Source organism: Pedobacter albus (genome assembly GCF_036324255.1).
GTDB classification, from domain to species: domain Bacteria; phylum Bacteroidota; class Bacteroidia; order Sphingobacteriales; family Sphingobacteriaceae; genus Pedobacter; species Pedobacter albus.
This window is the reverse complement of sequence record NZ_JAZDQT010000001.1, coordinates 819,984-834,706: the sequence shown is the minus strand read 5'-3', so window position 1 is coordinate 834,706 and position 14,723 is coordinate 819,984. Positions and strand designations below refer to the sequence as shown.

General features: G+C 44.8%; 9 protein-coding genes. 4 read left to right on the top strand and 5 right to left on the bottom strand.

What is annotated here, in order from left to right:
• The first annotated feature begins 171 nt into the window (after positions 1-171).
• Both VRU48_RS03560 and pbpC read left to right on the top strand, forming a co-directional pair.
• Positions 172-5,757, top strand: coding sequence for an alpha-2-macroglobulin family protein (locus tag VRU48_RS03560; RefSeq protein WP_330106546.1), 5,586 nt, complete (start codon positions 172-174; stop codon positions 5,755-5,757).
• 221 nt (positions 5,758-5,978) lie between these two features.
• On the top strand, positions 5,979-8,357 hold the full coding sequence (gene pbpC, locus VRU48_RS03555; RefSeq protein ID WP_330106545.1) for a penicillin-binding protein 1C: 2,379 nt from the start codon (positions 5,979-5,981) through the stop codon (positions 8,355-8,357).
• A gap of 10 nt (positions 8,358-8,367) precedes the next feature.
• Here pbpC and VRU48_RS03550 read toward each other — a convergent pair whose 3' ends face one another.
• The 5 genes from VRU48_RS03550 to VRU48_RS03530 all read right to left on the bottom strand — a co-directional run bounded on the left by VRU48_RS03550 (position 8,368) and on the right by VRU48_RS03530 (position 11,881).
• On the bottom strand, positions 8,368-9,081 hold the full coding sequence (locus VRU48_RS03550) for a lysoplasmalogenase (RefSeq protein WP_330106544.1): 714 nt from the start codon (positions 9,079-9,081) through the stop codon (positions 8,368-8,370).
• On the bottom strand, positions 9,056-10,291 hold the full coding sequence (locus tag VRU48_RS03545) for a sterol desaturase family protein (protein ID WP_330106543.1): 1,236 nt from the start codon (positions 10,289-10,291) through the stop codon (positions 9,056-9,058). Before VRU48_RS03545 ends, VRU48_RS03550 begins: the two co-directional genes overlap by 26 nt.
• 72 nt (positions 10,292-10,363) lie before the next feature.
• Positions 10,364-10,762, bottom strand: coding sequence for a BLUF domain-containing protein (locus VRU48_RS03540; protein ID WP_330106542.1), 399 nt, complete (start codon positions 10,760-10,762; stop codon positions 10,364-10,366).
• 7 nt (positions 10,763-10,769) lie between these two features.
• Positions 10,770-11,108 carry an MmcQ/YjbR family DNA-binding protein gene (locus tag VRU48_RS03535; protein ID WP_330106541.1) on the bottom strand — a complete coding sequence of 113 codons (339 nt, stop codon included), beginning with the start codon at positions 11,106-11,108 and terminating at the stop codon, positions 10,770-10,772.
• A gap of 2 nt (positions 11,109-11,110) precedes the next feature.
• Positions 11,111-11,881 (bottom strand): queuosine precursor transporter, encoded by a 771-nt coding sequence (locus VRU48_RS03530; protein WP_199140284.1) that lies wholly within the window; start codon positions 11,879-11,881, stop codon positions 11,111-11,113.
• A gap of 425 nt (positions 11,882-12,306) precedes the next feature.
• On the opposite strand from VRU48_RS03530, the gene VRU48_RS03525 reads away from it, so the two are divergent.
• Positions 12,307-13,509, top strand: coding sequence for a multidrug effflux MFS transporter (locus tag VRU48_RS03525; protein ID WP_330106540.1), 1,203 nt, complete (start codon positions 12,307-12,309; stop codon positions 13,507-13,509).
• 62 nt (positions 13,510-13,571) lie between these two features.
• A complete protein-coding gene (locus tag VRU48_RS03520) occupies positions 13,572-14,717 on the top strand; it encodes a methionine aminotransferase (RefSeq protein ID WP_330106539.1) in 1,146 nt (381 codons plus the stop codon).
• The last annotated feature ends 6 nt before the right edge of the window (positions 14,718-14,723 follow it).

Genomic DNA, 14,723 nt, shown 5'->3' with positions numbered 1-14,723 from the left:
CTCCGCTTTCGAAATTTTAAAAACTTCGAAAGTAGAAGCTATTTTTATTCTTTGTAGTCAGAACTGAAAACTATTGACTGTAAACTACGAACTGAAAAGAATCGTTGATAAATAAATTCTTCGCTACAAAGCTTTTTCGCTAATTTTCATACATCACCCACAATTTATTGTATGGAAAATACCGGAAAACCCATCGCTTCAACCTCAAAAAAGTATATCCTTATTGGTGTGCTGGTGGCCATTGTAGCCGCAGCAGCCTTTTTGATCTTTAAAAAGAAAAAACATCAGGACAACCAAGCCTATGCCAAGTACATCGAATCCTATACTTCGGGTACCATTTCTAAAAAGAGCTTTATTCGTGTCCATTTGGCCAGCGCCGTAAAAAACCTGAGCGATCTAGGCAAGCCCGACGAGCGTGAATTGGTCGATTTTTCGCCGAGCATTAAGGGAAAAACCTATTGGATTGACGCCCAAACCATCGAGTTTAGGCCTACCGAAGCACTTAAGCCCGACCAAAAATACGAGGCAACCTTACATCTCGATAAAATTACCACAACCGAAAAAGGCCTCGAAGAGTTTGATTTCGACTTTAAGGTCATCAAACCTGGACTTAGCTTGAGCCAAAATGGCTTGGTATCGCAAAACAATACCTCTTTGGCCTACATGAAACTGAGTGGCGAGGTAAATACCGCCGATGTAGAAGAGCAGCAAAGCATAGAAAAGGCCTTGAACGTTGATTTTGCCCAAAAACTCAAAATAAAATGGCAACATAATTCAGAAAAGCACTTCTCTACCTTTACCATCGACAGCATCAAAAAAGGAGGCAACGAACAGGCACTCCTGCTCAAATGGAACGGCGATGCCATTGGCGCTTCAGATAACAAAGGCGAAGAAAAAATCGTGGTGCCAGCCAAAAACGTTTTCAAGGTACTCGATATCAAAGCCATTCAGGGTGCTGAAGATTATGCCTTGATCCAATGTGCCGAACCGGTAAACGTGGGTCAAGACCTCAACGGATTGATTACTTTGGGAGCCTTGCAAGACCTTCGCTTTACCATAGACGGCAGTCAGATTAAAGTTTATGCACCCGACGAACTACAGGGCAATTACAACGTCACGGTCAATGCGGGCATCACCAATATTGAAGGCAAAACGCTGCAAAGCGCAAAAACGGCCAATATCATTTTCGAAAACAAACAGCCTTCGGTTACTATTGCGGGTACCGGAACCATATTGCCAAACTCGGGCAAATTGGTATTGCCTTTCGAAGCGGTTAACCTTAAAGCGGTTGATGTAACCATTATCAAGATTTATGAAGATAATATTCCGCAGTTTTTCCAGGTCAACAATTACAAGGAAGGCAATGAATTACGTCGCGTAGCGAAACCCGTGGTTCAAAAAACCATCCGACTAGACGAAGACAAAGCCATCAACCTGCACAAAAAAACACGTTTTACACTCGATCTCGATAAGCTCATCAGAACCGAGCCGGGCGCCATGTACCGCGTAACCATTGGCTTTAGGCAGGCTTACAACGTTTACGACTGTAAGGCCGACGAAACCAAGGCCACCGATGGCGATGAAAGCGATGAAGACTATGGCAGCTATGGCGAGAAAATAGATGAAGACGACGAATTTTGGGAGCGCTACAACAGCTACTACCCAAATCACTACCGTTGGGACGACCGCAACAATCCCTGCACGCCTTCTTATTATACCAACGAACGCTGGGCCAGCAGAAACCTTTTGGCTTCGAATATTGGCTTGATTGCCAAACGTGGCAACGACAACAGCATGTTGGTGGTGGCCACCGACCTGCTTACGGCAAAGCCTCTAAGTGGTGTTGATATCGAATTATTGGATTACCAAAGACAGGTACTCACTACAGTAAAAACTGACGGCGACGGCTGGGCCAGCTTCGACCTCAAACGCAAGCCTTTCCTCTTGATTGCCAAAAATGGAAAAGAAAGAGGCTATTTAAAGCTTGATGATGGCAATTCGCTGCCTTTGAGCCGTTTTGATGTAGGTGGCGATGTAGTGCAGGAAGGCATCAAAGGCTTTATTTACGGAGAGCGGGGCGTTTGGCGTCCGGGCGATAGCCTTTACCTATCCTTTATCTTGGAAGACAAGCTGAAAAAACTGCCCGAAAATTATCCGGTTACCTTCGAGTTTTACAATCCGAAAGGCCAGCTGGCCAAAAAAATGGTAAGCGCGCAGGCCCTGAACGGTTTCTATACCTTTAAAACAGCTACGGAAAGTACGGCGCCAACAGGCAATTGGCTGGCAAAAGTTAAAGTTGGGGGCGCTTCTTTCTCAAAAACCATCAAGATTGAAACCATTATGCCCAACCGCTTAAAAATCAATTTCGATTTGGGTGGCAAAACCTATTTGGGCAATGGAGCCTCATCGGCCACTACCCTTTCGGCTAAATGGCTTTTTGGTACACCAGCCCAAAACCTCAAAGCCAAGGTAGATGTGAACCTGAATACCATGCAGACCAAGTTTAAGGGTTTTGACGATTACAGCTTTGATAATCCGACCATTAACTTCCAATTGCAGGTCAAAACCATTTTCGAAGGTACGCTCAATGCCAATGGCATGGCTACCGTTAATACCAACTTAAGCGAAAATAATACTGCTCCAGGCATGTTAAGGGCTAATTTTACCACCAAAGTATTTGAACCGGGTGGTAACTTCAGTATAGACAATTTCAGCATCCCTTACCATGTTTACGACAACTATTTGGGCGTGAAAACACCAAAAGGCGATCGACTGAGCGGCATGCTGGTTACGGGCCAAGACCATCAAATAGAACTGGTAAATGTTGACCGCAATGGCCGTTTAATGACTGGTAGCAAAACCGTTGAAGTAGAACTGTACAAAGTGCAATGGCGTTGGTGGTGGGAACAAGACAATCAGGAAAGCTATGCCAATTTTACGCAAAATCAATACAACAAACTGGTTCAAAAGCAATCGGTTATGCTCTACAATGGCAAGGGCTCTTGGACCCTGCGCATCAACGAACCCGAGTGGGGACGTTACCTCATTTTGGTGCGCGATGGTTTTGGAGGCCATACTACCGGCAAATCCGTTTACGTAGATTGGCCGGGATGGGCACAACGCGAGCAGGCCAACAACCCTACCGAGGCTTCTATGCTTTCGTTTACGGCCAATAAAGAGAAATTTAATGTAGGTGAAGACGTGGTGCTTACCATCCCTACCGGAGAAAATGGCCGTGCCTTGATTTCGATTGAAAACGGCAGCCGCGTGCTTAAAACCTATTGGATTGATACGCAAAAAGGCCAAACCCAATTCAAGTTCAAGGCCGAAAAGAATATGGCGCCTAATGTTTTCGCCAATGTAACCCTCCTGCAGCCACATGCGCAAACCTTAAACGATCTGCCGATCAGGATGTACGGTGCTATTCCATTGAGCATTGAAGATCCAGAAACTATACTGAAACCGGTCATCAAAATGCCTTCTACCCTAAAACCAGAGGTAGAAAGCAGCATAACCATTGCCGAAGAAAAAGGAAAAGCAATGACCTATACCATCGCTTTGGTTGATGAAGGCCTGCTAGACCTCACCCGTTTTAAAACGCCAGATCCGCATAGTATTTTTTATGCCAGAGAAGGCCTGGGCGTTAAAACATGGGATTTGTTTGATCAAGTATTGGGTGCCTGGGGAGGCAATTTGGAACGCATCTTGAGCATTGGTGGCGACGGCAGCGTAAACAGGAACCTTAATCCTGCAAAAGCCAACCGTTTTAAACCTGTAGTTAAATTTATGGGACCATACAAACTCGGCAAAGGCGAAAGCAAAACCCATAAGTTTACCCTCCCACAATACATCGGTGCCGTTAGGGCCATGGTTATTGCGGCTCAAGATGGGGCTTATGGCTATGCAGAGAAGAGCGTCGAGGTGAAAAAACCTTTAATGGTCTTGGCCACGCTGCCAAGGGTAATTGGTCCAGGCGAAAGTTTTACGTTGCCAGTAAACATTTTTGCCACCAACAATAACCTCAAAAATGTAAGCGTGGCGCTTCAAAGCGGACAATTGCTGGTGAGTGGTGCTAAAACGCAACAGCTAAGCTTTAAACAGGCTGGCGAACAAATGACCTATTTTCAGGTAACCGCTCCGGATGCCGTTGGTGTAGCCAAAGTGAAAATCGTAGCACAAAGCGGTGCCGAAAAGACCGTTTATGAAGTAGAAATGGATGTACGTAATCCAAATCCTTATGTAAGCAATGTCATTGCGGCTACCTTGCAGCCTAAACAAACCTGGAAAACTGCTTATAGTCCAATCGGCATGGCGGGCACCAACTCGGGCACGGTTGAAGTATCCTCTATTCCGCCAATCAACCTGAACAAACGATTGGGTTATTTGATCCAATATCCGCATGGTTGCGTAGAACAGACCACTTCGGGTGTTTTCCCACAACTCATGCTCGATAAGCTCACGCCATTGAGCAACCAGAAGAAAGCCGAGGTTGAACGAAACATCAAATCGGGAATTAACCGCCTAAAAGGTTTCCAAACCACAGAAGGTGGCTTAAGCTACTGGCCAGGCGAAGGTTCGGCCGACGAATGGGGAACCAATTATGCCGGACATTTCTTGGTAGAAGCCCAAAACGCTGGTTACACCCTACCCGTTGGCCTGATCGACGAATTGATCCGTTACCAAAAAAGCAAAGCCAATAACTGGGTGCCTAACAGCAACAATTTTTATGGTGGCGATTTGAGCCAAGCCTATCGTTTATACGTATTGGCTTTGGCCAAAAAACCAGAAATGGCCGCCATGAACAGGTTAAGAGCTTTCGAATACCTATCGGTAAGTGCCAAATGGCGATTGGCCGTCGCTTACCAACTGGCGGGTCAAAGCGCTGCAGCCAATGCCCTAGTTAAAGGTTTGGCTTTAACCGTAGAGCCTTACAACCAATTGGGTGGCACCTACGGCTCTGAATTGAGGGATGAGGCCATGATTATGGAAACGCTGACCCTGATGGGCCAAAAAGCCAAAGCCGGCCAATTGTTGCAAAGCGTTGCAGCTCGTTTGGGCAAAGATACCTGGTACAGTACGCAAACCACGGCCTACAGCCTATTGGCCATTGCCAAATTCTGCGGACAAAACAGCAGTTCTAACAAACTGCAGTACAATTTTGTAATCGATGGTCAAAATGGAAACGTAAACAGCGAACAATACCTGAACAGTAGTCAGCTGGGCTTTAAAAACAACAATGTCAGCATTACCAATACTGGCAACAACGTGTTGTTTGTGCGTTTGGTGCTGCAAGGACAACCTGCGGCGGGTCAAAATAGCTTCCTGCCTAACAATCCCGATGCCTTGGGCTTATCAGTAAGCTACAAAACCTTGAGAGGCCAAACCCTTGATCCAAGTGTACTGAAACAGGGAACCGATTTTTATGCCGAAGTAACCATCAAGAACCCAGGCAAAATGGGCTATTACGAACAAATGGCACTGACGCAGATTTTCCCATCAGGATGGGAAATTATCAATACCCGCCTAAACGACAACGAAAGTATGCTGGCTTCGTCGCCATATACCTACCGCGATATCAGGGATGATCGGGTATTTACCTATTTCAACCTCCGAGAAAACGAAACCCTCACCTACAAAGTATTGCTCAATGCTTCATATTTGGGCAAATACTACCTGTCGGCCGTACAATGCGAAGCGATGTACAACAACAACATCAGCGCTACGGTAGCCGGCAAATGGGTGCAGGTGGTTAAGTAGTCTTTTAGTCCACAGTCGATAGCCCATGGTTCGGATAAGTTGACTGTGGACTATTGATTGATGACTCCAGACTAACACCTAGAGCCTCGGCCAAATATTAATCATCAAAAAACGAATAAACCCTGCTGCAAATCTTAAAAAAGTAACAATCTTTTCCATAACCTTGATTTTTATATACATCAAGCGTTACCGCAAAATGTTACCCTGCTTGCCTATAAAAAATGATCAGAATACCCAAAGCATTTCTAGTTAGCGATAGCATTTGCCTTTTAGGGGTACTGGTTTTTCTGTTGGCTTGGCCCAAGCAGTTGTTCAAAAGTCCTACCTCTTATGTAGTAGAAGCCAGCAACGGCGAACTGCTCAGTGCGGCGATTGCAAGCGATGGACAATGGCGTTTTCCGGTGGCTGATTCGGTGCCTGATAAATTTGCAAAATGCCTAACCGCTTTCGAAGATCAGCGCTTTTTGATGCATTTTGGCGTAGATCCAGTGGCTATGGGCCGTGCCATGAAACAAAACCTGCAATCGGGCAGTGTAGTCAGTGGTGGCAGTACCATTAGCATGCAGGTAATCCGTTTATCGCGCAAACAAAACCGTAGCATTTGGCAGAAACTGATTGAAATGTATTTGGCCATGCGTTTGGAACTCGGCCATTCTAAAAAAGAGATATTGGGCCTCTACGCCGCCAACGCCCCTTTTGGCAGCAATGTGGTTGGCTTGGAAGCTGCCAGCTGGCGATATTATGGCCGAAAAGCAAAAAACCTCTCCTGGGGCGAAATGGCCACTTTGGCCGTGCTGCCCAATAGTCCATCGTTGGTACGCCCTGGCAAAAACGCTCACAAGCTCATCAAAAAAAGAAACGACTTGCTGGATAAATTGGCAACCCTACAGTACATTGATCAGGCTACGGCCAATCTTTCCAAAGCCGAGCCCATCCCTACGCAGCCCCTGCCTTTACCACAGTATGCACCACACCTGCTTAACCGTTTTAAGGAGGAAAGAAGAGCATTGGCTTTGCCTTCTACCAAATTAAGTTCAACTTTAAATTACGATTTACAACTTAAAGTAAACGAACTACTTAAAAGATACAACAACAGATACAAAGCCAACGGCATCAATAACATAGCCGCTTTGGTGCTCGACGTAAAAAATGCCAAGGTAGTCAGTTATGTGGGCAACAACTATCAGCCCGAAAACAAGGAACTCGAAAGCCATGTCGATATGATCAAAGCGCCTCGAAGTCCGGGAAGCACGCTCAAGCCCCTGCTTTACGCCAGCATGCTGAGCGACGGTTTGCTGTTGCCTCATTCGCTGGTGGCCGATATCCCGACGCAAATTGCAGGCTACACCCCACAAAACTACGATTTAGGCTATGATGGTGCCATTGCAGCCGACAAGGCCCTAAGCAGGTCGCTCAATATTCCGGCAGTAAAAATGCTGCAGCAATACAAGTACGAGCGCTTTTACGACCAGCTTAAAAAACTACATTTTAGTACGCTCAACAAACCGGCCGACCATTATGGCTTATCGCTTATTTTGGGAGGCAGCGAAGTTACCCTATGGGATTTGGCCAGCAGCTATATGGGCATGGCCCGTACGCTTAATCATTTTAACGAATACCAAGGCCGGTACAATCCGCACGACTATGATGCACCTTCCTATGTTAAAAACAAGGAGCAAACAAGCACCAAGAAGGAACTGGAACCCAATTCTGTGCTAGACCATGGTGCCATTTGGGCAACTTTTAATGCCATGGAAGAAGTGATGCGCCCTGGCGACGAAGGTTTGTGGGAGCAGTTCTCCTCATCGCAAAGGATAGCCTGGAAAACGGGAACCAGTTTTGGCTTTCGTGACGCTTGGGCTGTTGGCTTAAATCCAGATTATGTGGTTTGCGTATGGGTAGGCAATGCCGATGGCGAAGGTAGACCGGGTTTAATGGGTATTGAAGCGGCCGCCCCTGTTCTTTTCGATATTTTTAGGCTCTTGCCCAATGCCAATTGGTTTCAAACGCCCAAAACCAAGCTCAAGAAAATTACCGTATGCAAGCTAAGTGGCTTTAAGGCCGGCGAAAACTGTCCCGAAAAGATAAGCGAATTGGTACCTTTTGCTGGAGAAAAAACCAGGCTATGCCCTTATCATCAACTTGTTCACCTCGATGCAACTGGTACTTACCGTGTAACCGACAAATGCGAAAGTCCGGCAAAAATGCAACACGTAAAATGGTTTGTATTGCCTCCGGCCATGGAATATTACTACAAGATCAAAAATAGCGACTACAAGCCCTTGCCTCCCTTTAAACCCGGTTGCGACGAGCCAAGCAATCAGTTGCCCATGGATATGATTTATCCCAAAAATAATGCGGTGGTCTATATTCCGGTTGAACTGGATGGCACCCGAGGCAAGGTTATTTTCAATGTGGCCCATCGCAATCCAAAAACAAAAATCTATTGGCACATCGACGAGAACTACATCGGCAGCACCCAATCTTTCCATCAAATGGCCCTAAATCCTACTCCTGGAAAACATACACTTACGTTGGTAGACGAAAAGGGAGAACGCCTAGTGCAGGTTTTCACCATATTAGACAAGGAAAAACACTGATTGCTAAACGCTACATCGCCGATTTCTTCTTCATCTTACGCTCTACGGCGCCCATTGTAATGAGGTATTGCGCCAGCATGTAGGTAGACATGATCCAAAGGCCAGAAGTTTCGAAAGGAAGCACGAAACGGTTATAGGCCAATATCGCATCCGAAATAATAAACAGTACGGCACCCCACATCACCAGCTCGAAACTCAAGGTGTTTACCCTGCCTTTGCGGTTGGCCGCCATAATGCCCATCAGCGAAATCACAAAGGCATAAACCATGACCGGTATTTTCATTTCGGCCAAATAAGGGCGCAGATAAATATAAAACACGATGCAGAATACACCAAAAATAGCCAGTGCCCAGCGCGTATAGCCCTTCTGGATGCGAGAATTCCAAATATAATCGAGGTAAAATGCCATAATGTATAGCAGATGGCCAATAAGGAAAGAAGCCAATCCTAACAAAAAGAATGAGGGATGAGCCGTTTGGAACATCAAAAAGCAATCGCCGAACAGCCCAAACAACAAACCGCCAAATACACGTTTGGCAAAACGGCCCTTAAGCTGGGTGTGGTAAACCAGAAACAACATTAGCGAAATGGTAATGAGCGGCTTTACCAAATAATGAAAATCCAACAAAACCAATTTAGAAGTAACCGGATCAGATTCTACCAAAAGTTGGACAATAAAGATAATAACAAAGGCAAAATTAAATTGTAGATGTTTCTTTAGCATGTATGATTTTGTTTTGTATAAAGCAGAACCAAGTGAATGAACCTGCTTGAACTAGCGTAAAAACAATGGCTAAAGTATTAAAAATAGCCATATCCTTAAACAGGTAGAGCCCAAGGAGGCTTACAATGAGGCGAATAAATTCGAAATACTTGAGCCAGGCCTTGCCTTCTAGCAGCGCGCCGCAACTTAAGAGCGTAAAAAGGGTAAAAACAGCGGCTATTACAACAGTTTCGCCGGTCATTTTGGGATATAAAAACAGCAGCATAGACCCAACGGCCAAAGCTACCACAAACTGAAACAAGACATAGCCTACCAAAGCCTTGCTGTAATAGGCATCGTATTTTTTGTAGTGGAGCACATCTATTTCGGGAGCCGGCTTAAAGCCACCCAAAGCAAGCGGAAACCAGCCCGGAGGTTTGATAAAAACCCTTATTTTATCAGCAAACTCATCGGTTTTGCGTGCGGTATCAATCAGCTCTGCCCAATAATGCACATTAGCCCAAACAGGGTTCCAACTGGCCAAGGGCTTGGTAATGCCATAATAAACCTCTTCTTCTTCCCGCTGGAAGGTGCCGAACATCTTATCCCAAATGATGAGCGAACCCGCATGGTTTTTGTCGATATACTTGGGATTGGAGCCATGGTGCACCCGATGATGCGAAGGCGTATTGATGATATGCTCCAAAAAACCCATGTTTTTAATGGCCCTGGTGTGGATCCAGAACTGATAGAGCGTATTAAAGGCACTCAAGGTTAAGAACATCAGCGGGTCAAAGCCAATTAAGGCCAAAGGCAAATAAAACACCCACGAAAACCAGCCTTGAAACCACGACTGGCGCAAGGCTACGGTAAGATTGTATTCTTCAGACTGGTGATGCACGATGTGCGCCGCCCACAAGGCATTAACCTGATGGCTCATGCGATGAAACCAGTAATAAAAGAAATCGACCCCGATAAAAAGGATGATCCAAACCCAAATGGTATTGGGCAGATCGAACAGTCGCCAATGCTCAAAAATATATTTGTAGCCAAAAAACAGTGCTGTTTTCATGAAAAGGCCCGTCACCTGTTGCCCGATGCCCTGGCTCAGGTTGGCAATCGAATCGTTAAGCCGGTAATAGCCCAGTTTTTTATAAAACGAATAGCCCAGCTCTACGCCAATCAGCAGAAAAAAGACCGGTACAGACAAGGCGATATAATCAACTTTCATGGTTGCTCAATTTAAAGCAGAATTTAACTTATTTAGCTCGAACCAACAAATACTGACAAAAAATAGCACATTTTATGCCTTGGCCAACAGCTTGAGCAGCTTTACCGCAGAAGCGTTTTTAATATAGGCGGCTACGTCTTCATGGGCGCAGTTTTCCAACTTATTGAGTTCTGCTAGGCTCACTTCCTTAAAATCCATGCTCCAATTGCTGTAATAACGTTCTTCGGCATGTCCTGTTGCCATGGTTTTGATGGCTATCAAGCGTTGGTCTTTAACAATAGATTCATAAACTTCTTTAACAGCGGCTTTGTTGCCTTCCAGCAATTGTATAAAAGTGCCTTCGCAATGCAAAAGCTTGCCGGTAATGTCTAAAAAAGCGTTTCTCGATCTGGCTTGTTCCAATAATTCCTCAAAATCGGCTTCAGTAAATTCTTTGCTGGCCACGGCAAAGTACAAAAGGTAGAAGTACATAGATCAATTATAATTCATTCAACAATTTTTTGGGTGCCCTGTTTTTCCAGGCCGTTAACAGCAGGGTTTTAAGGTCGTCGGGGTCTACCCTTTCCAAATTCACCAACATGTATTTATAATTGACATAGTGGTCTGTAATAAAGAAAGTCTGCGGATCTTTTTGCATCCATTTTTCCCGTTCTACCGTATGTACCACCAGGTTTTCACCATCTTCTTTAAGCCTGGCAAAAATATGCTTGTTTACATAGAAGGCCGGCGTTTCAAAGCAAAGCTGTTCGGTAACACCCGGAAAAGCCATTACCGTGTTACGTATAAACGTCAGCGCCAGCCAGGTATTGTTTTCCATATTTAGCCCCTTCCGGCCATCTTGATCATGCGATGGGCCAAATCCTTGCCTAAATAACCATCTATGATGCCATGTACGAGGTACAGGATAGGCGTCATGAGCAAGGCCACGATAAATTTGTAAATATATCCTACCAAACCAATGGCAGCTACCATCTGCCAGCTCCAATGGTACTTGGGGTTAAGGTAAAAGGCAATAAAAATAACCACAAAGCTGTCAATCAGCTGCGAAACCACCGTAGAACCGGTAGCCCGAAGCCACAAAGCACGTTCGCCGGTAACCTTTTTTATGCGATGAAAGATGATTACATCGGCCATCTGCCCAATTAAGAAGGCAATGAGCGACCCAACGATAATCCACATGCCCTGGCCAAAAATATTGTCGAAGGCATCAACCATGTTCAGGTTATGGCCATTTACATCCTGGTTGATCCAAAAATCAGACGGACTAAGCTGCATAGAGGCCCAAGCCACAAAAAAGGCAAAGGCAATAAGGATGCAAGTGAGTATGGAAAGAAAGCGCACCTGTTTTACCCCGAAATATTCATTGATGATATCGGTCATGATGAAGATGATGGGCCAGGTTAAAACCCCTGCCGACATGTTGAAGGAGAGATTGGGTACACCAAATAAATTGATATCGAATTTCTTGATTCCCAACGTGCCTTCTACCGAAAAAATCTTTACTCCAATAAACTCTGATAAAATGGCATTAGCCACAAAAAATGCCCCCAGAACGAGAAGCAAACGGCTTTCTTTGGTTTTAAAAGTCATGAATGCTAAAATACAATTATTTTGAGATAAACGAAATTTTGCTTCCTGTTGCATTGTCACAATTTAAAGCGTATTGAGTATAGCGTTGAGCGTATAGTGTTGGGCCCTTAGCCTATCTGAGGTGTCTCAGGTGGTCCAGAAATTGAAACATGAAGGAATTAAGATTGTCCTGTAAAGCTGATAATTAAAATCTTATATCTGTGTATGCCTAATCAAACTTAGTGGTTATAGAAACCATTAATCCTATGGCTTCAAGTTGAAAAATTTAATATGTTTTGCACCTTGTGGCTAATGGACCTTAGCCCATCTGAGGTGTCTAAGGTGGTCGCTAGTTGAACCATGAAGGAATTAAGTCTAATTTTGACATGATTTAGACGGCACTTTTTTTTCTAATGCCCATCTTTGCCTCCTCTTAAAATCACCCTATGGCTAAATCGAAATTCCTGCTTATTTTCATTTTGGGTTTGCTGGCTGCGCTCGGTCCTTTTTCTATCGACATGTACTTACCGGGCTTTAAGGCCATAGCCAAAGATTTACACACCGATGTAGCCAATGTGTCGCTGTCGCTTTCCAGTTTTTTCATCGGCATTTCGGCCGGACAACTACTGTACGGTCCACTTTTAGATAAGTTTGGACGGAAAAAACCGCTTTATTTCGGACTTGTGCTATACATCACCTCTTCGTTGGGTTGTTTGTTTGTAACTTCGATAGACCAGTTGATTGTTTTGCGCTTTGTGCAGGCCATGGGCAGCTGCGCCACAGCAGTAGCTTCTGTAGCCATGGTACGGGATTTATTTACCGTAAAAGAAAGCCCGAAGGTATTTGCCTCACTCATGCTGGTTATTGCGGTTTCCCCCATGCTCGCACCTACTGCGGGAAGCTATTTCATTACCACCATGGGCTGGCCTTCGGTATTTGTTTTTCTAAGTTTTATGGCGCTGGTTATGCTTGTATTGTCCATTTGGAAACTACCAGAAAGCTACAAACCTGACCCCAACTATTCGTTAAAACCCAAGCCCATCATCGGTAATTTCCTTGTCGTTATCAAAGAGCCTTCGTTTTATACCTATGCCTTGGTCAGTGCCATCACCTTTAGCGGTTTGTTTGCCTATGTATCTTCCTCGCCCATTGTATTCATGGATATCTACCAAGTTAGCGAAACAGGATATGGATGGATATTCGCCTTGCTATCAGTATTTTTTATTGGCTTTAGTCAAGTAAACAGTTACATACTCAGATGGTTTACCAGCAAGCAGATTATCAACTGGGCTTTGATGGCGCAGGCCATAGTCAGCATCTTATTTTTAGTGGCTGCGCTGAACAACTGGCTTAATTTATACACCACCGTTTCGTTTATCGCCTTATTTTTGGCCTGCCTTGGTTTTATCAATCCAAATGCTTCGGCATTGGCCTTGGCGCCTTTCAGTAAAAATGCAGGTAGTGCTTCGGCTTTAATGGGTGCCCTGCAAATGGGTTTGGGTGCACTGGCTTCTGCCCTAATCAGCGTATTCGCCGCCGATGCGGTATGGCCTATGCCCGCCGTAATGACCATGGCTGCGCTAATTGCCCTGTGCTGCCTCTTCATTGGCAACAGTCAAATCAAGTCAAACGCGGTCAACAACCCATAATTTGCCCATCATTTTAACGTTAATGGCTATATTGAAAGAGATTATTGCTATTTTCGTTGTACATGATGCTTATAAATTCTAAACTACCTACAGTAGGCACCACTATTTTTTCGGTGATGTCTAAACTGGCCCAAGAACACAATGCCATAAACCTCTCGCAAGGTTTTCCAGACTACCCAGCTGATCCAAAATTGATCAAATTAGTGGCCGATGCCATGAAAAACGGCCATAACCAATACGCCCCAATGCCCGGTTTAATGAGCTTGCGGGAGCTGATTGCCGAGAAAACCGCAAACTTTTACCAAGCAAACTACGATCCCGATACCGAGATTACCATAACAGCCGGTGGCACCCAAGCCATTTTTACCGCATTGGCCGCTGTTATCAACCCTGGCGATGAAGTTATCATCTTCGAACCGGCCTACGATTGCTATTCGCCAACCGTAAAGCTATTTGGAGGTTTGGTTAAGCCTTTCGAGTTGCATGCGCCCGATTACAAAATAGATTGGGAAATGGTTAAAAAACTGTTTACGGCCAACACCAAAATGATTATCCTGAACAGTCCCCAAAACCCAACCGGAAGTATCTTAAGCAAGGCCGATATCGAAGCGCTCATCAAACTGACCAAGAATACCGACGTCATGATCTTAAGCGACGAAGTGTACGAACACCTCGTTTTTGACGGAGAGCAGCACCAAAGCGTAGCCCTTTACCCCGAGTTGAGGGAAAGGAGCTTTGTAGTGGCCTCTTTTGGAAAATTACTACATACTACCGGCTGGAAATTAGGCTATTGCTTAGCTCCAGCCAAATTAATGAACGAGTTTAGAAAAGTACATCAGTTTAACGTATTCAGTGTAAATACCCCGATGCAGGTAGCCATTGGCAACTACCTCAAAAGCGAAAATGTTTACACGGAACTGCCACAGTTTTTTCAGCAAAAAAGAGATTTCTTCCGCAAGCTGTTAAATGAGACTAGATTTAAATTACTACCTTGTAAGGGTGCCTACTTCCAGTGTGTAAGCTTTGCCGAGATCAGCGAAGAAAAAGACACCGACATGGCCATCAGGCTAATTAAGGATTTTGGCGTAGCCAGCGTTCCGGTTTCTGCCTTTTACACCAAAGGAACCGACAACAAGGTATTGCGGTTTTGCTTTGCCAAAGAACAAGACACCTTGGAAAAAGCCGTTGAAAGACTAATAAAAATATAATTTTCA

Coding starts and splice junctions, on each gene's coding strand:
- VRU48_RS03560 (WP_330106546.1), top strand. CDS start 172: ATGGAAAATACCGGAAAACCCATCGCTTCAACCTCAAAAAAGTATATC.
- pbpC (WP_330106545.1), top strand. CDS start 5,979: ATGATCAGAATACCCAAAGCATTTCTAGTTAGCGATAGCATTTGCCTT.
- VRU48_RS03550 (WP_330106544.1), bottom strand. CDS start 9,081: ATGCTAAAGAAACATCTACAATTTAATTTTGCCTTTGTTATTATCTTT.
- VRU48_RS03545 (WP_330106543.1), bottom strand. CDS start 10,291: ATGAAAGTTGATTATATCGCCTTGTCTGTACCGGTCTTTTTTCTGCTG.
- VRU48_RS03540 (WP_330106542.1), bottom strand. CDS start 10,762: ATGTACTTCTACCTTTTGTACTTTGCCGTGGCCAGCAAAGAATTTACT.
- VRU48_RS03535 (WP_330106541.1), bottom strand. CDS start 11,108: ATGGAAAACAATACCTGGCTGGCGCTGACGTTTATACGTAACACGGTA.
- VRU48_RS03530 (WP_199140284.1), bottom strand. CDS start 11,881: ATGACTTTTAAAACCAAAGAAAGCCGTTTGCTTCTCGTTCTGGGGGCA.
- VRU48_RS03525 (WP_330106540.1), top strand. CDS start 12,307: ATGGCTAAATCGAAATTCCTGCTTATTTTCATTTTGGGTTTGCTGGCT.
- VRU48_RS03520 (WP_330106539.1), top strand. CDS start 13,572: ATGATGCTTATAAATTCTAAACTACCTACAGTAGGCACCACTATTTTT.